This is a genomic window from Streptomyces sp. Rer75 (assembly GCF_013414305.1).
In the GTDB taxonomy this organism is placed as follows: Bacteria; Actinomycetota; Actinomycetes; order Streptomycetales; family Streptomycetaceae; genus Streptomyces; species Streptomyces himastatinicus.
Genome location: NZ_CP058693.1, coordinates 2,650,559 through 2,673,642, shown reverse-complemented (window position 1 = coordinate 2,673,642; position 23,084 = coordinate 2,650,559). Strand labels below are relative to the sequence as shown.

Below are 23,084 nucleotides of genomic sequence, written 5' to 3'. Positions count from 1 at the left end.
CCCGCGGCGGGCGGATGGTCAGGCGTCGGCGAGCGCCAGCAGCTTGGTGACCGTGTTCCAGTTGCGGGCGGTGGCCGTCACCCCGAGCCGGGGGTTGGTGAGCTTCGCGGCCAGCTTGGAACGGCCGAGCCCGCCCGGCAGGTGGAGGTAGATCTCGCGCCCGACGAGCCGGAACTCGTCGGGCGCGTACGCGGCTGTGTTCAGAGCGTTCAGCGCGTCCAGCGCCGAGGTGTCGGTGGGCACGTCCGACAGGAAGACCACGTGCAGGGTCTTGGGTTCGGCCACGGCGGCGGGGTACGGGTTGGCGGCGACGACGGCGGCCAGCTCGTCGCGGGTCCGCACCATCACGGGGACGGAGAAGCCCAGGTCGGCGGCGAAGGCGTCCTCCAGCGTGCGGGCGGTGCGCTCGGGCGGGTCGCCGGGGTCGGCGAAGACGATGTTGCCGCTCTGGAGGTGGACGGTGACACCCTCGAAGCCCAGCTCGGCCATCAGCGCGCGCTGCCGCGCCATCGGGAACTTCCTGCCGCTGCCCACATTGATGCCGCGCAGCAGCGCTACCTGGGATGCCATGGCCGGATCTCCTGACGTGACGCCTGCGGGGAGCGTACCCGCAGCGCGCCAGGAGGGGCACGGCATCATGGGGTGGGTGCGGCTCGAAGCGATCACCTGGGAACGGCTGACCGACGCGACCGCCGACCGCATCGCCGGAATGACGGCGGCGGACGGCGGCCCCTGGCTCAGGGTGGCGGTCGACGGCGCCCCCGCGGCGCGCCCCGGGGAGCTGGCCCGGGACCTGGCGGAGGCGCTGCGGATACGCGGGCGCCCGGTGCTCGTGGTCGCGGCGGCGGGGTTCCTGCGGCCCGCGTCGCTGCGCTACGAGTACGGGAAGCGGGACGCCGACGCGTACTACGACCGCTGGCTGGACACCGGAGCCCTGTGGCGCGAGGTCTTCACCCCGCTGGAGCCGGGACCGGGCGGCACCGGGCGGGTGCTGCCCGACCTGTGGGACCCGGCGACCGACCGGGCCACCCGCAGCCCTTACACAGAACTGCCGCCGGGCGGGGTGCTGCTGCTGCACGGCGCGCTGCTGCTGGGGCACTGGTTCCCGTTCGACCTGTCGGTGCATCTGTGGCTGACGCAGGCCGCCCTCGCCCGCCGCACCGAGGAGGACCAGCGCTGGACGCTGCCCGCCTTCGCGCGGTACGAGGACGAGGTGCGGCCCGTCGAGAGCGCGGACGTCGTGGTGCGGGCGGACGACCCCCGGCACCCGGCGTGGCACCGCCCGGAACCGTAGGGCCGCCTGGGGGGACCGGTCCTGGGTCCGTTCCGGGGATGGCCGGGGATTTCCTGGGGTTCCCTGAGGCCGTCCGTCCGCGTCCGCGCGCTACTTCTTCTGCGGGCACTCCTTCCACGCGAAGTGGTAGGTGGTGCTCACGTCGCCGTCCGTCGAGTCCATGGTGATGAAGCTCGTCGTGTCCGTGGTGTTCGACGATCCGGCGTTGACCCGCAGTTCGGTGTTGATGTTGAAGTTCCGCAGCTCACCACAGGGGGACCAGACCACGGTGGCGATGTCGGCCGTGTCGGTGACCTGCCAGTTGTCGTCGTAGGAGCCGCTGAAGTCATGCGTGCTCGACGTCGTCTGCGACTGGCCCTGGAAGTAGTACGAGGCCTTCTCGGTGGCGGAGGCGCCCTTTTCCAGGTGGGCGTAGCCCCGGTAGTCGACGCTGGCGATGGCGTAGGAGAAGCCCTGCGGCACGTGCGTGACCAGATTCAGCTGGCAGTTCTTCCTGAAGTCGGTCGGCTTGGAGCCCTTGCCCACCTGGGCGAGGTAATTGCTGTAGGTGACCGTGAACGCGGTGTTGTCGGGGGAGACGGCCACCGCCGCCGTTCCGGCCGGACAGCCCGAGCCGTTGACGGTCGCGACCTTGATCACGATCTTGTCGGGTGGCACGGTGTCGAACGGGGGTTGCGCGTATGCCTGGGAGGTGAGCGTCGAGGCGAATAACGCCGCGACCACGCCGCCTGCGTACAGAACACCGGGCATGATTCTCCATTCGATGGTGGATTTACCCGCTCTGCTGGAGGGGCCCGCCCCGCTGGAAGGGCTAGGGGCATTCCTTCCAGGCCAGGTGGTAAATGGTGTTGGCTCCGCCGTCCGTCGAGTCCATGGCCATGAAGCTGGTGGTGCCGGCCGCGGAGGTGCCCGCGCTTACCCGCAGTTCGGTGTTGATGTTGAAGTTGCGGTCCTGGCCGCACGGCGCCCATACCAGCGCGCTGTATTCCGTGCTGTCGGTGGTCTGCCAGTTGTCGTTGTACGGACCGCTGAACTCATGGGTGCGCGATGCCGTGTCCGACGACCCCTGGAAGTAGTAACTCGCCTTCTCGGTGCCCTTCGCGCCCTTTTGCAGGGAGCCGTAGCCGCGGTAGTCGACCTGGGCGATGGCGTAGGTGAACCCCTGCGGCACGTGAACGCCCAAGTTGAGCTGGCAGTTCTTACGGATGTCGGTGGGGTTCGAGCTGGGGCCGACCTGAGCGAGATAGTCGCTGTAGGTCACGGTGAATGCCGTGTTGTCACTGGCCACGGCCACCGCTGCGGTCCCTTTCGGGCAGCCCGAGCCGTTCACGGTATTGACGCTGATCTGGATCTTCTCCGGCGGTACATCGGGGGTCGAGGAAACACCCTGGGCGGAAAAGGCAGAGGCGAATAACGCCGCGGCCGCGCCGCCGGCGAGCAGAACACCGGACATGGCTCTCCAATTCGATCATCGGGGGACGTGGTTGAGCCGTGAAGGAACGCGTACGTCTTTCGAGCGTGAGCGGGAAGAGCGGAAGAACGAAAGAGCGTTACCGCGTACCTGAATGTGCTTGCGTAGCATTCTCGCTGGGTGGGGCCCGCGAGCGCTCTTAAGGTAAGGGCGGAACGGGTCCATGACAAGATGGCGGTGGTTTTCCGCGGCAAGATATTTTCGACCCCGGTAACCGGAGAACCCTTCCGGTCAGAAAAGCGGTTGCGGAAGTACCCCTTCCAGGGCCAGCAGGGTCCGCTTGGTCTCCAGCCCGCCGCCGAAGCCGCCTATGCCGCCGCCGCTCTCCACGACGCGATGGCAGGGAACCACCACCGGCAGCGGATTGCTGCCCATGGCCACGCCGACCGCGCGGGCGGCGTCCGGCTCGCCGACGCGGCGGGCGAGGTCCTGGTAGCCGACGACCGTGCCGTACGGAACGTGGGCGGCCAGCTCGCGCAGCACCCGGCGGTTGAAGCCGGTGGACAGGGACCAGTCCAGCGGCAGGGTGAACGCCCGCGTCTTCTCGGCGAAGTAGCTCTCCAGCTGCCGTATCGCCTCGGTCAGATGCGCACCGGGCTCGGGCGCGGGGCCGGTGCCGAGGCGGCGGGTGAGCCGGTCGACGGCCCCGGCCGCCGTCTTCGGGTCGGCGTGGAAGACCACGTTGACCAGCCCCTGGCCGGTGGCCGCGAGCAGCAGGGGACCGATGGGCGTGTCGGACACCGCCCAGGACCAGTCCTGGGGCTCCTGCCGCTCGGACTGCCGCTCCGGCTGCCGCTGCTCTTTCGTCACACCTTCAGCGTAGGCGGGGGGCCCGACAGCCCCCGTCACAAGCTGCTGTCAGCCGCCGTCAGCGGATGTCGTCCAGCGCCTCCCGCACCACATCGGGCTTGTTGGTGATGATCCCGTCCACCCCCATCCGCGCGACCTTGACCGCGTTCGGGCCGTCGTTCACCGTCCAGGTGTAGACCTCCAGCGGACGGCCGTGGGCACCGCGTACCGCCTGGATCTCCTTCACGTACGCGGCGTCGATCGTCGTGTGGTTCGGGTTGACCTGGTCGGCGAACTCCGCGTACCGCGGCAGATCGGCGACGGGCGGGGTGCCCAGGAAACCGGTCTTGACGTCCCGCCGCAGCTTGTGGACCGCTTGGACGCAGTCGGCGCTGAAGCTCTGCACGATCAGCCGCTTGAGGTGCTTGCGGTCGAGCCAGCCCTCCCGGCGCAGCTCGCGCAGCGTCTGCCGCTCGATGCCCGGGTACAGTTCCGGCGCCTTGATCTCCATCAGCAGCTTCTGGTGGTTGTCCGAAACCCGATCCAGGTACTCCTCCAGGGTCGGCACCGGCTCGCCCGCGAACTCCGACCCGAACCAGCTCCCGGCGTCAAGTTTCTCGATCTCGTCCAGGGTGAAGTCGGAGATCTTCCAGGGGGCGCGGTCCGGGAAGACCTCCTCGACGTCGGTGGTCCGGTTCAGGGTGGTGTCGTGCATGATGATCAGCTCCCCGTCCCGGGTGCGCTGCACATCGTTCTCCACCCAGTCGATGCCCAGGTCATCGGCGGCGTCGACGGCGGCCAGCGTGTTCTCGGGGGCGTAGGCGGAGGCGCCCCGGTGCGCCACCGTGACGGGGTGGTGGTGCGATGCGCCGGCTGCGGCCTGCGCCGCCGTGGGGAGGAAGAGCGCCGAGACACCCAGGAGAGCGCCGGATAACGCGGCGGCGGGGCGGATCTGCATACGGACTCCTCGCGTCGTCTGACTCGTGGACGGCCGAAGCGTGCCAGACCAGCCGTACCGGAGGACAGTCACAGAAAAGCCGTACATTGATCCATCCCGTACCCCTCCCGGAGCGGCCGCGGGAGCGGGAGGCCCGGCCGTTGTCAGTGGCGAGTCGTACGGTGGGTCTCATGCGGCCCGTGACTCAGATCGAACGCAAGGTGGCGCCCTTCGAGGTCGTCAGCCCGTACACGCCCAGCGGCGACCAGCCCACGGCCATCGCCGACCTCGACCGGCGCATCCGCGGCGGTGAGAAGGACGTCGTGCTGCTCGGCGCGACCGGCACCGGCAAGTCCGCGACCACCGCGTGGATGATCGAGAAGCTTCAGCGGCCCACGCTCGTCATGGCGCCGAACAAGACGCTGGCGGCCCAGCTCGCCAACGAGTTCCGCGAGCTGCTGCCGAACAACGCGGTCGAGTACTTCGTCTCGTACTACGACTACTACCAGCCCGAGGCGTACGTACCGCAGTCGGACACCTACATCGAGAAGGACTCCTCGATCAACGAGGAGGTCGAGCGGCTGCGCCACTCCGCGACGAACTCGCTGCTCACCCGGCGCGATGTGGTCGTGGTGGCCTCCGTCTCCTGCATCTACGGCCTGGGCACCCCGCAGGAGTACGTGGACCGCATGGTGCCGCTCAAGGTCGGCGAGGAGATCGACCGCGACCAGCTGCTGCGCCGCTTCGTGGACATCCAGTACGCGCGCAACGACATGGCGTTCACCCGGGGCACCTTCCGGGTCCGCGGCGACACCATCGAGATCTTCCCGGTCTACGAGGAGCTGGCGGTCCGGATCGAGATGTTCGGCGACGAGATCGAGGCGCTGTCGACGCTCCACCCGCTCACCGGCGAGGTGATCAGCGACGACCAGGAGCTGTATGTGTTCCCGGCCAGCCACTATGTGGCCGGACCCGAGCGCATGGAGAAGGCCATCGCCGGGATCGAGGCCGAGCTGGAGCAGACCCTGGCCCGGCTGGAGAAGCAGGGCAAGCTGCTGGAGGCCCAGCGGCTGCGGATGCGCACCACGTACGACATCGAGATGATGCGGCAGATCGGCACCTGCTCCGGCATCGAGAACTACTCGCTGCACATCGACGGCCGGGAGAGCGGCTCCCCGCCGCACACCCTGCTCGACTACTTCCCGGAGGACTTCCTCCTGGTCATCGACGAGTCGCATGTCACCGTGCCGCAGATCGGCGCGATGTACGAGGGCGACGCGTCCCGGAAGCGCACGCTGATCGAGCACGGCTTCCGGCTGCCCTCCGCGCTCGACAACCGCCCGCTGAAGTGGGAGGAGTTCCTCGAGCGGGTCGGTCAGACCGTCTATCTCTCCGCGACCCCCGGGACGTACGAGATGTCCCGCGGCGACGGCTTCGTGGAGCAGATCATCCGGCCGACCGGCCTGGTCGACCCCGAGGTCGTGGTCAAGCCCACCGACGGCCAGATCGACGATCTGATCCATGAGATCCGCACCCGCACCGAGAAGGACGAGCGGGTCCTCGTCACCACCCTCACCAAGAAGATGGCCGAGGACCTGACCGACTACATGCTCGAACTGGGCATCCAGGTGCGCTATCTGCACAGCGACGTGGACACCCTGCGCCGGGTGGAGCTGCTGCGCGAGCTGCGCGCGGGCGAGTTCGACGTCCTGGTCGGCATCAACCTGCTGCGGGAGGGCCTCGACCTGCCCGAAGTCTCGCTGGTCGCCATCCTCGACGCGGACAAGGAGGGCTTCCTGCGCTCCGGCACGTCCCTGATCCAGACCATCGGCCGCGCCGCCCGTAACGTCTCGGGCCAGGTGCACATGTACGCCGACAAGGTCACCCCGGCGATGGAGAAGGCCATCGACGAGACCAACCGCCGCCGGGAGAAGCAGATCGCGTTCAACGAGAAGAACGGGATCGACCCGCAGCCCCTCCGCAAGAAGATCGGCGACATCGTGGCGACCCTCGCGCGCGAGGAGATCGACACCAAGGAGCTGCTGGAAACCGGCTACCGCAAGTCGGCGGACCAGGGCAAGGGAGCGGGCAAGGGGCAGGCGAAGGCGCCGGTGCCCGCCCTGGCGTCCCACAAGGCGGGCGGCAAGGGGGCGAAGGACGGCGAGCTGACCGACCGTCCGGCCGCCGAACTGGCCGAGCTGATCGAGGAGATGACCGACCGGATGAAGGCCGCGGCGGCGGAGCTCCAGTTCGAGGTCGCGGCCCGGCTGCGGGACGAGGTCGGGGAGCTGAAGAAGGAGCTGCGGCAGATGAGGGAGGCCGGGCTCTCCTGACCCCTGGGGCGGTTGGGGTTCCGCCGTGGTCGCGCTGTCGTTCCGCCGTGGTCCCGCTGTGTTGCAAGACCGACACAAAAGCCCGCTCGCCTGGCCGGAGTGCTGGTAGGCGTGCATAGGGTTTTCGGGAGGGCCGTGCACACGGCGCGGCCGTGGCCGTGCCGCGGCGGTGGCCACGGGGAAACCGAGAGACGAGAGTAGGGACAGCGCGTGACGGTCAACATGTCCAAGGGACAGGCCATCAGCCTGCAGAAGGCCGACGGGGGCACCCTGACCGCGGTGCGGATGGGACTGGGCTGGCAGGCGGCGCCCCGCCGCGGACTGTTCGGTTCCCGTACCCGTGAGATCGACCTCGACGCGTCGGCGGTGCTCTTCGCCGACAAGCAGCCGACCGACGTCGTGTTCTTCCGCCACCTGGTGAGCGACGACGGCTCGGTGCGCCACACCGGCGACAACCTGGTCGGCGGCGCCGGTCAGGGCGGTGACGACGAGGCGATCCTGGTCGACCTCCAGCGGGTGCCGGTGCACATCGACCAGATCATCTTCACGGTGAACTCCTTCACCGGCCAGACCTTCGCCGAGGTGCAGAACGCGTTCTGCCGACTGGTCGACGAGACCAACGGCCAGGAGCTGGCCCGCTACACCCTCACCGGTGGCGGCCAGTACACCGCGCAGATCATGGCCCTCGTGCAGCGCGAGGGCAGCGCCTGGCAGATGAAGGCCGTGGGCGAGCCCGCCAACGGCCGTACCTTCCAGGACCTGATGCCGCACATCGTGCCGCACCTGTAAGCGGAAGCGGTTGTCCCGTCGGCCCGGTGGTGCGTCTGCCCGCCGGGCCGACGCGCTCATGCGGCACCGTCCGCACACCACCACGGCGCCGACTACGCGGCACCACGCACCACCACGCACCACCACGCACACAACGGAACACAACGAGGGGACGCACGATGACGGCCGAGCTGGTCCGGGGGCAGAACCACCCGCTGCCCCAGACCCGTTTGGAGATCCGGATCTCGGCGGGTAATCCGATCGTGGCCGGGGCGACACTCGGCGATGAGCAGGGCACGGTGCGGGGCGTCGAGTGGGTCGCGCACCCCGCCTCGCCCCAGCTGCCCGGCATCGAAGTGTCCAAACAGGCGGCGGCCGCCCATCGGCTCGCCGTCGACCTCGACGCGCTGCCCGAGGGCGTCCACCGGGTGCATGTGCTGCTCGCCCTGGTGAGCGGGGCCGGCGGCCCGGTCCGGTTCGGCGCCATGGCCGCGCCGTCCGTCGCCGTCACCGGCCTCGACGGCACCGAGGTGGCCGGTTACACCATCACCGACCTGGACGCGGAGTCCGCGGTGGTCGCCCTGGAGCTGTACCGCAGGCAGGGCGCCTGGAAGGTGCGCGCGGTGGGCCAGGGGTACGCGGGCGGGCTGGCCGAGATGCTGCGGGACCAGGGGCTGCCCCAGGCCACCGAGCTGGCCGCCGAGATCAACGACGCGGTGGCGCGCGGCATGGCCCGCTCGGTGGCCCAGCCCCCGCCGCGTGCTGCCGGGGGCGACGGCCGGGTGCGTACGGCCACGGCGGGCACCGGGGCCGCGCCGGACGCCCCCGCCCCGGCCCAGCCGCAGACCCAGGCGGGGTCACAGTCCCAGACCCAGGCGGGGTCTCAGTCCCCGACCCAGGCGGGGGCTCAGCCGTCCTCCGCGGGGGACACCTCCCCGGGCGGGCCGATCAACTACCAGCACCCCGGGCGCCGCACCGCCGCTCCGCCCACGCCCCCGCCCGCCGCGCCGCCCGCCCCGCCCGGACAGCCCGCGCGGCCCGTCGCGGGCGACGCCTCCGGCTGGACCATGGACGAGCGGCTCTACAACCAGGTCTGGGGCATGTTCGAGGACCTGGCCCGCACCACCGCCGCCTATCGCAGCGCCGTCGACTTCGCCGAATCCCGGATGGAACAGGAGCTGGACAAGGTCCTCTCCGACCCGCGCACCCGGGTCGGCCCCGCGGCCGACACCGCCCGCGCGCAGGCACGCGCCAAGCAGGCCGGACTGGTCGAGCAGGCCCGGACCGCCCTCGACCGCGACCTGGCGCAGCTGACCGCCGAGGCCGAGGTCGTCGAGCCCGCGCTGCCGCCCGCGTACGCCCGCTGGGACAGCCCGGTCTGGCAGGGCTATCAGGTGCCGATGGAGGTCCCGATGGCGCTGCGCCTGGGCGATCTGCACCTTCCGGAGCGCACCGGGCTGCGCATCCCCATGCTGGTGCGGCTGCCGCTGGAGCGCGGTCTGTGGGTCGACGCGGGGCGCACCGGCTCCGCCCACGGCGCCCTGCTGGACTCCGCCGAGCTGCGCAGGCTGGCCGCCGAGACGGCGGTGGCGCACGCCGCGCGGCTGCTGGCGGTGTATCCGGTGGACGAGTTCTCGCTGCATGTGATCGACCCGGCGGGCTCGGCCGCGGCCTCGCTGGCCCCGCTGGTGTCGTCCGGTGCGCTGCGTGAGCCGCCGGTGGCCGGGGCGGCCGGGGTGTCCTCGGTGCTCGCCGCGCTGACCCGGCGCGTCGACCTGGTGCAGATGGCGATACGCAGCGGGGCCACCGACGCGCTGCCGCCGGATCTGGACCTCGCCCAGCAGCTGCTGATCGTCCACGACTTCCCGCACGGCTTCGACGACCGGGCCGTCACGCAGCTGCGCTACCTCGCGGACGAGGGGCCCTCGGTCGGGGTGCATCTGATGATGGTCGCCGACCGCGAGGACGCGCAGGCGTACGGGCCGGTGCTGGACCCGCTGTGGCGCTCGCTGCTGCGGATCACCCCGGTCGCCGACGATCACCTCGCCGACCCCTGGGTCGGCCACGCCTGGACGTACGAGCCGCCGCTCGTCCCAGCGGGCAGCCAGGTGCTCCAGCAGGTGCTGGGGCAGGTGGCGCGGGCCCGGCAGGCGTACGGACGCTGACCCGGAGATCATTACTCGTCAATACCCCCTATGAGCAGGGTATTTGCCTTTTTCTTTACTCTTTCATGGGGCTTCCTGTACTCTTCTTTACGCGGAGGGGAGTACTCCTTAAGCGGTGTTCCCGTCACCACGGATCGCGCCCGTGCACCTTGAGTCGGGTCGGGCGCGGTCCCGGGGCACCGGTCCGTGGCGCGAGCCCGGGCGGAAGAGACCTCCGGCAGCGACGACGCTGAAATTGCCGTACGAATGCCGGAGGATCCGTGGACGTTTCCGTGGCCATGTGGGGGCTGACGATTGTCGGTCTCTGTGCCCTCATCGCCGTCGACTTCTTCATAGGCGGCCGCAAACCGCATGAGGTCTCCCTCAAGGAGGCCGGTATCTGGACGACCGTCTGGATCGTCCTCGCCGGGCTCTTCGGGCTCGGGCTGTTGGTCTTCGCGGGCGGCCAGCCCTCCGGCGAGTTCTTCGCGGGCTTCATCACCGAGAAGTCGCTCAGCGTCGACAACCTCTTCGTCTTCGTCCTGATCATGGCGAAGTTCGCGGTGCCCACGATCTACCAGCAGCGGGTGCTGATGGTGGGCGTGCTGATCGCGCTCGTGCTGCGCGCGGTCTTCATCGCCGCGGGTGCCGCGATCATCTCGACCTTCGCCTGGGTCTTCTACATCTTCGGCGCCTTCCTCATCTGGACGGCCTGGAAGCTCATCCAGGAGGCGCGCTCGGGCGAGGAGGACGAGGAGTACGAGGAGAACCGCCTGCTCAAGGCGGTCGAGAAGCGCGTCCCCTCCACCGACCAGTACCACGGCACCAAGCTGTTCATCATGGAGAACGGCAAGCGGCTGATGACGCCGATGCTGATCGTCATGCTGGCGATCGGCACCACGGACGTCCTCTTCGCGCTGGACTCCATACCCGCGATCTTCGGCCTGACCCAGGACCCGTACATCGTGTTCACCGCCAACGCCTTCGCGCTGATGGGTCTGCGCCAGCTGTACTTCCTGATCGGCGGGCTGCTCAAGAAGCTGGTCCACCTGTCGTACGGGCTGTCGGTCATCCTCGGCTTCATCGGCGTCAAGCTGGTGCTGCACGCGCTGCACGAGTCCGGGGTGCACGTCCCGCAGATCTCCATACCGGTGTCGCTGGGTGTGATCTGCGCGGTGCTCGCGGTCACGACGATCACGAGCCTCTACGCCTCGAAGAAGCAGGCCCTGGCGGAGGCGGGGACCGGGGAGGGCGGGACCCGGGACAGGGACAGCGCCGACGTCTGACGCCTGTCCGTGCGGGCGGCCCGCCCTCTACGGCGGCCGCCCGTACGACCCGGGGCTCAGGCAGTGGCCTCCCCGGCCTCCAAGGGCCGCACGGCCGACCGTCCGCTTGTCGGACGGTCGGCCGTCGGGCGTGTATCCGGCAGCAGGGCGAAGCAGCCCAGGCTGGTCACGGCGAACAGGGTGCCGTGGCCGCGCAGCCCAGCAGGCACAGGGGCCGGGGCGCTACCAGCCGCGCTCGCGCCATTCGGCGAGGTGCGGGCGCTCGGCGCCGAGGCTGGTGTCGTCGCCGTGACCGGGGTAGACCCAGGTCTCGTCCGGGAGCCGGTCGAAGAGCTTGGTCTCGACGTCGTTGATCAGGCTCTCGAACGCCTCGGGGTCCTTCCAGGTGTTGCCGACGCCGCCCGGGAACAGGCAGTCGCCGGTGAACACGTGCGGATGGCCCTGCGGGTCGTCGTAGACCAGGGCGATGCTGCCCGGGGTGTGGCCCACCAGATGGCGGGCGGTCAGCTCGACCCGGCCGACCCGGACCGTGTCGCCGTCCTCGACCTGCACGTCGGTGGGGACCGGGATGCCCTCGGCGTCGTACCGGCCCGCCAGGGTGCGGGCGCCGGTGGCGTCCACCACCTCGCGCAGCGCGTTCCAGTGGTCCTGGTGGCGGTGGGTGGTGACGACGGACGCGATGCCGCTCTCGCCGATCAGTGACAGCAGGGTCTGCGGGTCGGCGGCCGCGTCGATCAGCAGCTGCTCGTCGGTGGCCCGGCAGCGCAGCAGATACGCGTTGTTGTTCATGGGGCCGACCGCGACCTTCGAGATCATCAGATCGGGCAGTTCGTGTACGTCCGCCGGTCCGCCGACCGTCACAACTCCGCTGTAGGTCATGGCCTCAGCCTAGTCCCGGAAAGCCGGGCGGCGTGGGGTCGGGGGCGAGGTGGGGGCAGGGGAATACCAGGGGCGTGATGCGCCTTTTATCCATTAGCGCCTGCCACACGATCGGGTGAACCGGGCACGCGGGCCCCGCAAATCGAATGTGCGTGCTATAGGCTCGGTGTGCTGCATCCTTAAGACATCGCCGTGGCGCCCCCATACCCTGGGTCGGGGGCTTCGCTCCGCTCCGTCCTGCCCGTCGGGAGGGACCCGGGAGCGGGCCCGGCGCACCCACCTCTCCTCAAGAAAGGTGCCGACCGGCGTGGCCGACCGTCTCATCGTCCGTGGCGCTCGCGAGCACAATCTCAAGAACGTCTCGCTCGACCTCCCGCGTGACTCCCTCATCGTCTTCACCGGACTGTCCGGGTCGGGCAAGTCGTCCCTCGCGTTCGACACGATCTTCGCCGAGGGGCAGCGCCGCTACGTCGAGTCGCTCTCCTCCTACGCGCGGCAGTTCCTGGGCCAGATGGACAAGCCCGATGTGGACTTCATCGAGGGCCTGTCCCCGGCGGTGTCGATCGACCAGAAGTCGACGTCCCGCAACCCGCGCTCGACCGTCGGCACCATCACCGAGGTCTATGACTACCTCCGGCTGCTGTTCGCCCGCATCGGCAAGCCGCACTGCCCGGAGTGCAGCCGCCCGATCGCCCGCCAGTCGCCGCAGGCGATCGTGGACCGGGTGCTGGAGCTGCCCGAGGGCAGCCGCTTCCAGGTGCTCTCGCCGCTCGTGCGCGAGCGCAAGGGGGAGTTCGTCGACCTCTTCTCCGATCTCCAGACCAAGGGCTACAGCCGGGCCCGGGTGGACGGCGCGACGATCCACCTGTCCGACCCGCCGAAGCTGAAGAAGCAGGAGAAGCACACCATCGAGGTGGTCGTGGACCGCCTCACCGTCAAGGACAGCGCCAAGCGGCGGCTGACCGACTCGGTGGAGACCGCGCTCGGCCTCTCCGGCGGCATGATCATCCTGGACTTCGTGGATCTGGACGAGGACGATCCGCAGCGCGAGCGGATGTTCTCCGAGCACCTCTACTGCCCGTACGACGACCTGTCCTTCGAGGAGCTGGAGCCGCGCTCCTTCTCCTTCAACTCGCCTTTCGGCGCCTGCCCGGACTGCACCGGGATCGGCACCCGGATGGAGGTCGACCCGGAGCTGATCGTTCCGGACGAGGAGAAGTCGCTGGACGAGGGCGCCATCCACCCCTGGTCCCACGGCCACACCAAGGACTACTTCGGCCGACTGGTCGGCGCGCTGGCCGACGCCCTCGGCTTCCGTACGGACATCCCCTGGGCGGGGCTGCCGCAGCGCGCCAAGAAGGCGCTGCTGAACGGTCACCGCACTCAGATCGAGGTCCGCTACCGCAATCGGTACGGCCGCCAGCGGGCGTACACCACCGCGTTCGAGGGCGCGGTGCCCTTCGTCAAGCGGCGTCACACGGAGGCGGAGAGCGACGCCAGCCGGGAGCGGTTCGAGGGCTATATGCGCGAGGTGCCCTGCCCCACCTGTGAGGGCACCCGCCTCAAGCCGATCGTCCTCGCGGTCACCGTGCAGGAGCGGTCCATCGCGGACGTCTCCGCGATGTCGATCAGCGAATGCGCCGAGTTCCTGCGGAACATGGAGCTGACCGCCCGCGAGAAGACCATCGCCGAGCGCGTCCTCAAGGAGGTCAACGAGCGGCTGCGGTTCCTGGTCGACGTCGGCCTGGACTATCTCTCGCTCAACCGGGCGGCGGGCACGCTCTCCGGCGGTGAGGCCCAGCGCATCCGGCTGGCCACCCAGATCGGCTCCGGTCTGGTGGGCGTGCTGTACGTGCTGGACGAGCCGTCGATCGGTCTGCACCAGCGCGACAACCACCGGCTGATCGAGACGCTGGTGCGGCTGCGCGACCTCGGCAACACGCTGATCGTCGTGGAGCACGACGAGGACACCATCAAGACCTCGGACTGGGTGGTGGACATCGGCCCGGGCGCGGGCGAGCACGGCGGCAAGGTCGTGCACAGCGGGCCGCTGAGCGAGCTGCTGGTCAACGAGGAGTCGGCGACCGGCCACTATCTGTCGGGCAAGAAGGTCATCCCGCTGCCGCGGATCCGGCGTCCCATGGACCCGGAGCGGCAGCTGACGGTGCACGGCGCCCGGGAGAACAACCTCCAGGACATCGACGTGTCCTTCCCGCTCGGCGTGCTCACCGCCGTCACCGGCGTCTCCGGATCCGGGAAGTCCACGCTGGTCAACGACATCCTCTACACCCATCTGGCCCGCGAGCTGAACGGGGCGAAGACCGTCCCCGGGCGGCACACCCGGGTCGCCGGTGACGATCTGGTCGACAAGGTCGTCCACGTCGACCAGTCGCCCATCGGCCGTACGCCGCGGTCCAACCCGGCCACGTACACCGGGGTGTTCGACCATGTGCGCAAGCTGTTCGCCGAGACGATGGAGGCGAAGGTGCGCGGCTACATGCCCGGGCGCTTCTCCTTCAACGTCAAGGGCGGTCGCTGCGAGAACTGCTCCGGTGACGGCACGATCAAGATCGAGATGAACTTCCTGCCGGATGTGTATGTGCCGTGCGAGGTCTGCCACGGCGCGCGCTACAACCGGGAGACGCTGGAGGTGCACTACAAGGGCAAGTCCATCGCCGAGGTGCTGGACATGCCCATCGAGGAGGCGCTGGACTTCTTCGAGGCGGTGCCGACGATCGCCCGCCATCTGCGCACCCTCAACGAGGTCGGCCTGGGGTATGTGCGGCTCGGCCAGCCCGCGCCCACCCTCTCCGGCGGTGAGGCACAGCGCGTCAAGCTGGCGAGCGAGCTACAGAAGCGGTCCACCGGGCGGACGGTCTATGTGCTGGACGAGCCGACCACCGGTCTGCACTTCGAGGACATCAACAAGCTGATCAATGTGCTGTCCGGACTGGTCGACAAGGGCAACTCGGTGATCGTCATCGAGCACAACCTCGATGTGATCAAGACGGCGGACTGGGTCGTCGACATGGGCCCCGAGGGCGGCAGCGGCGGTGGTCTGGTCATCGCCGAGGGCACCCCGGAAGAGGTGGCCTCGGTTCCGGCCAGCCACACCGGAAAGTTCCTGCGGGACATGCTGGGCGACCGGGTGAGCGACGCGACCGTGCCCGCGGCCCGCACGGGCGGCACGACGAAGAAGGCCACCGCCAAGAAGGCCCCGGCCAAGGCGGCGGCCAACAAGACTGCGGCGAAGAAGTCCACCGCGAACACGACCGCGGTGAAGAAGGCCGCGGCGAAGAAGACCGCCACCAAGAAGGCGGCGGCCAAGTCCACGGCCGCCTCGAAGCGGACAGCCGCCAAGTAGGCCGCGGAACCCTTCGTGCGGTGCGCCGCGCCCGGTCCGGGCGCGGCGCACCCGCGGGCTGACGCGCCGCGTGCGCTTATCGGCTTACGCCAGGTCGGCGGCGTACGGCGGCTCGGCGCCCGCCCGGGAGCAGGTGATCGCGGCGGCCCGGGCGGCGAAGCCCAGGACGTCCCGCCAGGCCGCCTCGCCCAGCTTGGCCAGTGCGGGTGCCGACAGCGCGTCATGGGCGGCCAATCGGTGCAGCAGCGCGGCGTTCACGGTGTCACCCGCGCCGATGGTGTCCACGATCTCCACCCGCTCTCCGGGCACGGCCCAGCGGGATCCGTCCTGGCACAGCACGCTCAGCCCGTCCCCGCCGTGGGTGCAGACCACGGCCCCCGGTCCGGCCGCCGCCCACTCCCGTATCGCCGCCTCGACCGCCGCGTCGGACTCCGCCGGGGCGTCCCCGGAACCGGCCAGCCAGCGCGCGTCCTCGATCGACAGCTTGAGCAGCCCGACGTACGGCAGCCAGCCGCGGAAGCGGGCCCGGTAGGCGTCGGCGTCGGGGATGAGCCCGGTGCGGATGTTGGGGTCGAGCGCGGTGAAGACGCCGCGCCCGGCCTCGCGCCGCAGCAGCGCCTCGTACGCGCTCGCGCCCGGCTCCAGCACCAGCGAACAGGTCCCCAGCGACAGCGCGGTGGTCCCCTCGGGCAGGGCCGGGGGCAGCGCGAAGAGCCGGTCCGCGGTGCCCTCCACATAGAAGCCGAAGCCCGCCGACCCGTCGGCGCCGATCGACGCGACGGCGAGGGTGGTGGGCTCCGGGCCGCGCTGCACCAGGGCGGTATCCACCCCGTCCTTCCGCAGCCGGGACAGCAGCGCCTCGCCGAAGCCGTCCGTGGAGACCCGTGAGCAGAACGCGGTCGGCACGCCGAGCCGCCCCAGCGCCATCGCGGTGTTGTAGGGGCCACCGCCGCGCGCCGGACGCAGCGCGGGCAGCTCGTCGCCCGTCGCGGCGGGGGCCGCGCGATCGGGCACGAGATCGATCAGGGCTTCTCCGGCGACGACGATCACGAGACGGGGTCCTTTCCTGGGAGCGGCGGGCGATCGGGGGATGGGGGAGCGGGCGCGGGTTCGGGAGCGCAGCCGCAGGACGTGCGGTGGACGAAGGCGCAGGGCAGCCGCACGGTACGCGGCGGCCGCCCGGGACGCTCCAGCCGGTCCAGGAGCAGCCGGACCGCGGTGCTGCCGATCTCCCGGCTGGGCTGGGAGATCGCGGTGAGCCCGGGGGAGAAGACATCGGCCCAGGAGAAGTCGTCGAAGCAGACGAGCGCCAGATCGCCCGGTACGGTGCGGCCCGCCGCCCGCAGGGCGCGCAGCGCGCCGATCGTCATCGCGTTGTTGGCGGTGATGATCGCGGTGGGCGGCTCGGCGGAGGCCAGCAGCCGGTGGGTGGCGTCCTCCGCGCCCCGCGCCTCGGAGTGGCCGTCCGCCAGCAGCCCGGGGTCGAACGGCAGTCCGCTGTGGTCCAGTCCGGTGCGGTAACCGGCGATCCGCTCGGCGGTGGTGCTCAGCCCCGGCAGGCCCGCGACCAGGCCGATGCGGGTGTGGCCCAGCTCGGCGAGGTGGCGCACCAGCTGTTCGAGGTGGAACGCGTTCTCGGCGCCGACCTGGTCGTACGGATGGTCGTGTCCGTCGCCGATCAGCCGGTCGAGGAAGACGCACGGGACCCCGCTCCGGGTCAGATAGCCGATCAGCGCGGAGGGCTCGGCGGACGGCGCGACGATCACTCCGTCCACCCGCCGCTCATGGAGCAGCTGGACGACCTTCCGCTCGTGGGCCGGGTCGTCGTGCGGATCGGCGATCAGCAGGCTGTAGCCGTGTTCGAGGGCGCTGGATTCGACGCCCTGGAGGATCTCGGTGAAGTACGGATTGCTGATCGCCGAGACGGCCAGCCCGATCGAGCGGGTGCGGGCGGTGACCAGGGAGCGGGCCAGCGTGTTGGGGGTGTAGCCGAGGGCGTCGATGGCGTCCAGGACGGCCTGGCGGGTGTCCGGGCGCACCCGGCGGGTCTCGTTGAGGACGTGCGAGACCGTGGCCACGGAAACGCCCGCGCGCCGGGCCACGTCGACCATGGTCGCCATCCGCCCGCCCCTCTCCTCGGTGTGCTGTCTTCTCGGTGCGCTGCGGGAACGTGGGGGAACGTATCGCATCGGCGACCGCGCGTAAACGCTTGCGCAAACGTTTACGTCCGCCCCGGGCCGCCCCGGGCCGACCCGGAGCCGCCGGTGGGCGGACCGATCCGTACCGGTATCGTCGTAGAGCAGCCCCCAGCTCGTACCGCCATGCCCCGTGGAGCCCCCATGACCAGCCAGCCCGCCTCCCGTAGAACCGTGCTGTGCGGAGCGGCACTGGCCGGAGCCGCCGGGCTCGGGGCGGCGGCCTGCGGTCCGGAGGGATCGGGCAAGAAGGCGTCCCCGACCCCCACCGCCCCCGTCGACCTCGGCCCGGCCGACGCCGTCCCGGCCGGGGGCGCGAAGCTCTACCGCGAGGACCGGGTGGTCGTCTCCCGGACCGCCGAGGACCGGTACACGGCGTTCAGCGCGGTCTGCACCCACCGGGGCTGCGTCGTGGACGCCGTCGAGAACGGAAAGATCAGCTGCCCCTGCCACGGCAGCGTCTTCGACGCCCGCACCGGCAAGGTCCTCCAGGGCCCCGCCGTCTCCCCGCTGCCGTCCGTGCCCGTCAGGACGAAGGGCGGAAAGCTCGTCGCGGGCCCGGACGCCTGATCCGCCTGAACTGTCACCGCCCGCCAGTAGGGTGGTGACCATGGCCGACCCGAGCAGCTACCGCCCCAAGCCGGGACAGATCCCCGAGTCGCCGGGGGTCTACAAGTTCCGTGATGAGCACGGCCGGGTGATCTACGTCGGAAAGGCGAAGAGCCTGCGCCAGCGGCTCTCCTCGTACTTCCAGGACCTGGCGAACCTTCACCCGCGCACCCGGACCATGGTCACCACGGCCGCCGCGGTCGAGTGGACCGTGGTGTCGACCGAGGTCGAGGCGCTACAGCTCGAGTATTCGTGGATCAAGGAGTTCGATCCCCGGTTCAACGTCAAGTACCGGGACGACAAGAGCTATCCGTCGCTCGCGGTGACCCTCAACGAGGAGTTCCCCCGGGTCCAGGTCATGCGCGGCCCCAAGAAGAAGGGCGTGCGCTACTTCGGTCCGTACGCGCACGCCTGGGCGATCCGCGAGACCGTCGACCTGATGCTGCGGGTGTTCCCCGTGCGCACCTGCTCGGCCGGGGTGTTCAAGCGCTCCGCCCAGATCGGCCGCCCCTGTCTGCTCGGCTACATCGGCAAGTGCTCCGCCCCCTGCGTCGGCCGGGTCAGCGCCGAGGAGCACCGCGAACTCGCCGACGAGTTCTGCGACTTCATGGCGGGCCGCACCGGCACCTACATCCGCCGCCTCGAACAGCAGATGCAGCAGGCCGCGGAGGAGATGGAATACGAGAAGGCCGCCCGGCTGCGCGACGACATAGGGGCGCTCAAGCGCGCCATGGAGAAGAACGCGGTCGTCCTCGCCGACGCGACCGACGCCGACCTGATAGCGGTCGCCGAGGACGAGCTGGAGGCCGCCGTCCAGATCTTCCACGTCCGCGGCGGGCGGGTGCGCGGCCAGCGCGGCTGGGTCACCGACAAGGTCGAGGCCGTCGACACCGCCGACCTGGTCGAGCACGCCCTCCAGCAGTTGTACGGGGAGGAGCGGGGCGACGCCGTGCCCAAGGAGGTCCTGGTGCCCGCCGTACCGGACCCGGCCGAGCCGGTCACCCAGTGGCTCAGCGAGCGCCGGGGCTCCCGGGTCGATCTGCGCATCCCGCAGCGCGGCGACAAGAAGGACCTGATGACGACCGTCCAGCGCAACGCCCAGCAGGCGCTGGCGCTGCACAAGACGAAGCGCGCCTCCGACCTCACCACCCGCTCCCGGGCCCTGGAGGAGATCGCCGAGGCGCTCGGGCTGGACTCGGCGCCGCTGCGCATCGAGTGCTTCGACATCTCCCATCTCCAGGGCGATGACGTGGTGGCGTCCATGGTGGTCTTCGAGGACGGGCTGGCGCGGAAGAGCGAGTACCGCCGCTTCCAGATCAAAGGTCGTGTCGGAGACGCGCAAATTTGGCACGGCGCCGGGCAGGACGACGTCCGTTCCATGCACGAGGTCGTCAGCCGCCGCTTCCGCCGCTATCTCCAGGAGAAGCAGAAGTCGGGGGAGTGGGAGGAGAGCGCCGAGCCCGGCGAGACCGCCGCTGGAGCCGAGGAAGCTGAGCTCGCCGGCACCCCCCTGGACGACGACGGCAGGCCCAAGCGGTTCGCGTACCCGCCGCAGCTCGTCGTGGTCGACGGCGGACAGCCGCAGGTCGCCGCCGCCAAGCGGGCGCTGGACGAGCTGGGCGTCGACGACGTGGCCGTCTGCGGGCTCGCCAAGCGGCTCGAAGAGGTCTGGCTGCCCGACGAGGACGACCCGGTGGTGCTGCCCCGCAGCAGCGAGGGGCTGTATCTGCTCCAGCGGGTCCGCGACGAGGCCCACCGGTTCGCCATCACCTACCAGCGCAGCAAGCGGGCCAAGTCGATGAAGGCCGGGCCGCTGGACGCCGTACCGGGCCTCGGCGACAGCCGCAAGCAGGCCCTGCTCAAGCACTTCGGCTCCGTCAAGCGGCTGCGTGCCGCCACGGTCGAGCAGATCTGCGAGGTGCCGGGCGTCGGCCGGAAGACGGCCGAGACGGTGGCGGCGGCGCTCACCGGAGCGGCTCCGGCCGCACCCGCCGTGAACACCTCCACAGGAGAGATCATTGAGGACGAGGCCGCATCGTCGGCGCCGTCCGGGAACCGGGGGACGAGATCATGACCGAGCACGAGATCCACGGAGACGGAGCGCAGGTGAATACGGGCACGACGGGAGAGTCCGCCGAGGCGGCGGCAGCCATTCCCGAGCTGGTGATCATCTCTGGAATGTCCGGCGCGGGCCGCAGCACCGCCGCCAAATGTCTGGAGGACCTCGGCTGGTTCGTGGTGGACAATCTGCCGCCCGCGCTGATCCCCACCATGGTGGACCTCGGCGCCCGCTCCCAGGGCAATGTGGCGCGCATCGCCGTGGTGGTGGACGTCCGCGGCCGCCGCTTCTTCGACAACCTCCGCGAGTCCCTCGCGGACCTGGCCGCCAAGAACGTCAAGCGGCGCGTGCTGTTCCTTGAGGCGTCCGACGAGGCCCTGGTGCGCCGCTTCGAGTCCGTGCGCCGCCCCCACCCGCTCCAGGGCGACGGGCGGATCGTGGACGGCATCGCGGCCGAGCGCGATCTGCTGCGCGAGCTGCGCGGTGACGCCGATCTGGTGATCGACACCTCCAGCCTCAACGTGCACGAGCTGCGCGCCAAGATGGACGCCCAGTTCGCCGGTGAGGAGGAGCCGGAGCTGCGCGCCACCGTGATGTCCTTCGGCTACAAGTACGGCCTGCCGGTCGACGCCGATCTGGTGGTGGACTGCCGCTTCCTGCCCAATCCGCACTGGGTTCCCGAGCTGCGCCCCTTCACCGGGCTCAACGAGGAGGTGTCCGGCTACGTCTTCAACCAGCCCGGCGCCAAGGAGTTCCTGGACCGCTATGCCGAGCTGCTCCAGCTGATCGCCGCGGGCTACCGCCGCGAGGGCAAGCGCTATGTGACGATCGCGGTCGGCTGTACGGGTGGTAAGCACCGCAGCGTCGCGATGTCCGAGCGGCTGGCCGCCCGGCTCGGCGCCGAAGGGGTCGAAACCGTCATCGTCCACCGTGACATGGGGCGCGAGTGACGATCCGTAACGGGCGGCTGCGGCGGCTCGTCGGGGCCCGTACGGGCCGCAGCGCGCAGCCCAAGGTGGTCGCGCTCGGCGGCGGCATGGGCCTGTCCGCGTCGCTCGCCGCGCTGCGCCGGATCACCGGTGATCTGACCGCCGTGGTCACGGTGGCCGACGACGGCGGCTCCAGCGGGCGGCTCCGCGACGAGCTCGGGGTGCTGCCGCCCGGCGATCTGCGCAAGGCGCTGGCGGCCCTGTGCGGGGACGACGACTGGGGCCAGACGTGGGCCCGGGTCATCCAGCACCGCTTCATCAGCGAGGGCGAGCTGCACGGCCACGCGGTCGGCAATGTGCTGATCGTCGCCCTGTGGGAGCAGCTGGGCGACCATGTGGCCGCGCTCGACCTGGTCGGCAAGCTGCTGGGCGCGCACGGCCGGGTGCTGCCGATGTCGGCGGTGCCGCTGGAGCTCCAGGCGTACGTCAAGGGCCATGACCCGGCCCGCCCGGACGAGGTGTCGACGGTCGCCGGGCAGGCCACCGTCGCCCTCACCCCCGGCGAGGTGCAGTCGGTCCACCTGGTGCCGAACGACCCGCCGGCGGTGCCCGAGGCGGTCGAGGCGGTCATGGACGCCGACTGGGTGGTGCTGGGCCCCGGCTCGTGGTTCTCCTCCGTGATCCCGCACCTCCTGGTGCCCGATCTGCTGCGCGCCCTCACCGACACCAAGGCCCGGCGGGTGCTCTCGCTGAATCTGGCGCCGCAGCCGGGTGAAACCGATGGCTTCTCCCCGCAGCGTCATTTGGAGGTTTTGGCCCGACACGCCCCTAAACTCGCCTTCGACGTGGTGCTGGCCGACGAGGCCGCCGTTCCCGACCAGAGCAGTCTGTGCGATGCCGCGAAGCGACTGGGCGGCACGGTCGAGCTGGCGCCGGTAGCCGCGACCGACGGTTCCCCGAAGCATGACCCGGAGCTTCTGGCGGCCGCGTACGACCGTATTTTTCGGATGCATGGAAGGATCGGCCCATGGCGATGACGGCAGCGGTGAAGGATGAAATCTCCCGGCTCCCCGTCACCCGCACCTGCTGCCGGAAAGCGGAGGTCTCGGCGATCCTGCGGTTCGCGGGCGGCCTGCACCTGGTGAGCGGGCGCATCGTGATCGAGGCGGAGCTGGATACGGGCATCGCGGCCCGCAGGGTCCGCAAGGACATCCTGGAGATCTTCGGGCACTCCTCCGATCTGGTGGTGATGGCCCCCGGAGGGCTGCGCCGCGGCAGTCGGTACGTGGTGCGGGTGGTGGCGGGCGGTGATCAGCTGGCCCGCCAGACCGGCCTGGTCGACGGCCGCGGCCGGCCGATCCGCGGGCTGCCGCCGCAGGTCGTCTCCGGCGCCACCTGTGACGCCGAGGCCGCCTGGCGCGGGGCGTTCCTCGCCCACGGCTCGCTCACCGAGCCCGGCCGCTCGTCCTCCCTGGAGGTGACCTGCCCCGGCCCGGAAGCCGCGCTGGCGCTGGTCGGCGCCGCCCGTCGGCTCCAGATCGCGGCGAAGGCGCGCGAGGTGCGCGGGGTGGACCGGGTGGTCGTCCGGGACGGTGATGCCATCGGCGCGCTGTTGACGCGGCTGGGGGCGCACGAGTCGGTGCTCGCCTGGGAGGAGCGGCGGATGCGCCGCGAGGTGCGGGCGACCGCCAACCGGCTGGCCAACTTCGACGACGCCAACCTGCGCCGCTCGGCCCGGGCCGCCGTCGCCGCGGGCGCCCGGGTGCAGCGCGCGCTGGAGATCCTGGGCGAGGAGGTGCCCGAGCACCTGGCCGCGGCCGGGCGGCTGCGCATGGAGCACAAGCAGGCGTCCCTGGAGGAGCTGGGCGCGCTCGCCGACCCGCCGCTGACCAAGGACGCCGTCGCGGGCCGTATCCGCAGGCTGCTCGCCATGGCCGACAAGCGGGCCCAGGACCTGGGCATTCCGGGTACGGAGTCGAGCCTGACCGACGAGATGGCCGAGGGCATGGTCGGCTGACCGCCCATCG

Annotated in this window: 19 protein-coding genes; 11 read left to right on the top strand and 8 right to left on the bottom strand. The window is 70.6% G+C overall.

The annotated features are described in order from the left end of the window. Window positions 1-18 precede the first annotated feature (18 nt). Window positions 19-570: a DUF1697 domain-containing protein gene (locus tag HYQ63_RS11105; RefSeq protein WP_179933674.1), complete on the bottom strand. Its 552-nt coding sequence runs from the start codon at window positions 568-570 to the stop codon at window positions 19-21. 76 nt (window positions 571-646) lie between these two features. On the opposite strand from HYQ63_RS11105, the gene HYQ63_RS11100 reads away from it, so the two are divergent. Further along, on the top strand, window positions 647-1,294 hold the full coding sequence (locus HYQ63_RS11100) for a uridine kinase (RefSeq protein ID WP_179933673.1): 648 nt from the start codon (window positions 647-649) through the stop codon (window positions 1,292-1,294). A gap of 90 nt (window positions 1,295-1,384) precedes the next feature. On the opposite strand, the gene HYQ63_RS11095 is transcribed toward HYQ63_RS11100, so the two are convergent. The 4 genes from HYQ63_RS11095 to HYQ63_RS11080 all read right to left on the bottom strand — a co-directional run bounded on the left by HYQ63_RS11095 (window position 1,385) and on the right by HYQ63_RS11080 (window position 4,512). Next, window positions 1,385-2,044: a DUF4360 domain-containing protein gene (locus tag HYQ63_RS11095; protein WP_179933672.1), complete on the bottom strand. Its 660-nt coding sequence runs from the start codon at window positions 2,042-2,044 to the stop codon at window positions 1,385-1,387. Window positions 2,045-2,105: 61 nt separating this feature from the next. After that, complete coding sequence (locus tag HYQ63_RS11090; RefSeq protein ID WP_179933671.1) at window positions 2,106-2,747, bottom strand: DUF4360 domain-containing protein; 642 nt, start codon at window positions 2,745-2,747, stop codon at window positions 2,106-2,108. Window positions 2,748-2,996: 249 nt separating this feature from the next. After that, the gene (locus tag HYQ63_RS11085; protein WP_373689059.1) at window positions 2,997-3,575 is read right to left on the bottom strand and encodes a methylated-DNA--[protein]-cysteine S-methyltransferase; all 579 of its coding nucleotides are present in this window, start codon (window positions 3,573-3,575) and stop codon (window positions 2,997-2,999) included. Between the two features lie 58 nt (window positions 3,576-3,633). Beyond that, entirely contained in the window at window positions 3,634-4,512 is an 879-nt protein-coding gene (locus HYQ63_RS11080; RefSeq protein WP_179933670.1) for a glycerophosphodiester phosphodiesterase family protein, read from the bottom strand. 170 nt (window positions 4,513-4,682) lie between these two features. Between HYQ63_RS11080 and uvrB the strand changes: the two genes are divergently transcribed. From uvrB to HYQ63_RS11060, 4 genes are all read left to right on the top strand, one after another. Further along, entirely contained in the window at window positions 4,683-6,824 is a 2,142-nt protein-coding gene (uvrB, locus tag HYQ63_RS11075) for an excinuclease ABC subunit UvrB (protein WP_179933669.1), read from the top strand. Window positions 6,825-7,034: 210 nt separating this feature from the next. Continuing rightward, on the top strand, window positions 7,035-7,613 hold the full coding sequence (locus HYQ63_RS11070; RefSeq protein ID WP_179933668.1) for a TerD family protein: 579 nt from the start codon (window positions 7,035-7,037) through the stop codon (window positions 7,611-7,613). Window positions 7,614-7,771: 158 nt separating this feature from the next. Beyond that, window positions 7,772-9,757, top strand: a complete 1,986-nt coding sequence (locus tag HYQ63_RS11065) for a TerD family protein (RefSeq protein WP_179933667.1) — start codon at window positions 7,772-7,774, stop codon at window positions 9,755-9,757. Window positions 9,758-10,017: 260 nt separating this feature from the next. Then, on the top strand, window positions 10,018-11,022 hold the full coding sequence (locus HYQ63_RS11060; protein WP_179933666.1) for a TerC family protein: 1,005 nt from the start codon (window positions 10,018-10,020) through the stop codon (window positions 11,020-11,022). A 222-nt stretch (window positions 11,023-11,244) separates the two neighbouring features. On the opposite strand, the gene HYQ63_RS11055 is transcribed toward HYQ63_RS11060, so the two are convergent. Continuing rightward, a complete protein-coding gene (locus HYQ63_RS11055; RefSeq protein WP_179933665.1) occupies window positions 11,245-11,901 on the bottom strand; it encodes an MBL fold metallo-hydrolase in 657 nt (218 codons plus the stop codon). Window positions 11,902-12,208: 307 nt separating this feature from the next. Here HYQ63_RS11055 and uvrA point away from each other — a divergent pair, with 307 nt between their 5' ends. Further along, window positions 12,209-15,265, top strand: a complete 3,057-nt coding sequence (gene uvrA, locus HYQ63_RS11050) for an excinuclease ABC subunit UvrA (RefSeq protein ID WP_179933664.1) — start codon at window positions 12,209-12,211, stop codon at window positions 15,263-15,265. An 84-nt stretch (window positions 15,266-15,349) separates the two neighbouring features. Here the strand turns inward: uvrA and HYQ63_RS11045 are convergent, their stop codons facing one another. Together HYQ63_RS11045 and HYQ63_RS11040 are read right to left on the bottom strand one after the other, a co-directional pair. After that, on the bottom strand, window positions 15,350-16,315 hold the full coding sequence (locus tag HYQ63_RS11045) for a carbohydrate kinase (RefSeq protein ID WP_179933663.1): 966 nt from the start codon (window positions 16,313-16,315) through the stop codon (window positions 15,350-15,352). Then, window positions 16,312-17,385 carry a LacI family DNA-binding transcriptional regulator gene (locus tag HYQ63_RS11040; protein ID WP_179933662.1) on the bottom strand — a complete coding sequence of 358 codons (1,074 nt, stop codon included), beginning with the start codon at window positions 17,383-17,385 and terminating at the stop codon, window positions 16,312-16,314. The genes HYQ63_RS11045 and HYQ63_RS11040 overlap by 4 nt, the downstream gene beginning before the upstream one ends. A gap of 219 nt (window positions 17,386-17,604) precedes the next feature. Between HYQ63_RS11040 and HYQ63_RS11035 the strand changes: the two genes are divergently transcribed. From HYQ63_RS11035 to whiA, 5 genes are read left to right on the top strand one after another with little or no spacing between them, the layout of a single operon-like run. After that, window positions 17,605-18,030: a Rieske (2Fe-2S) protein gene (locus HYQ63_RS11035; protein WP_179933661.1), complete on the top strand. Its 426-nt coding sequence runs from the start codon at window positions 17,605-17,607 to the stop codon at window positions 18,028-18,030. A gap of 40 nt (window positions 18,031-18,070) precedes the next feature. Continuing rightward, the gene (gene uvrC / locus HYQ63_RS11030; RefSeq protein ID WP_179933660.1) at window positions 18,071-20,143 is read left to right on the top strand and encodes an excinuclease ABC subunit UvrC; all 2,073 of its coding nucleotides are present in this window, start codon (window positions 18,071-18,073) and stop codon (window positions 20,141-20,143) included. Further along, on the top strand, window positions 20,140-21,078 hold the full coding sequence (rapZ, locus tag HYQ63_RS11025) for an RNase adapter RapZ (RefSeq protein ID WP_179933659.1): 939 nt from the start codon (window positions 20,140-20,142) through the stop codon (window positions 21,076-21,078). Before uvrC ends, rapZ begins: the two co-directional genes overlap by 4 nt. Beyond that, window positions 21,075-22,094, top strand: coding sequence for a uridine diphosphate-N-acetylglucosamine-binding protein YvcK (gene yvcK, locus HYQ63_RS11020; protein ID WP_009718796.1), 1,020 nt, complete (start codon window positions 21,075-21,077; stop codon window positions 22,092-22,094). The genes rapZ and yvcK overlap by 4 nt, the downstream gene beginning before the upstream one ends. Beyond that, entirely contained in the window at window positions 22,085-23,074 is a 990-nt protein-coding gene (gene whiA / locus HYQ63_RS11015) for a DNA-binding protein WhiA (protein ID WP_176183588.1), read from the top strand. The genes yvcK and whiA overlap by 10 nt, the downstream gene beginning before the upstream one ends. The last annotated feature ends 10 nt before the right edge of the window (window positions 23,075-23,084 follow it).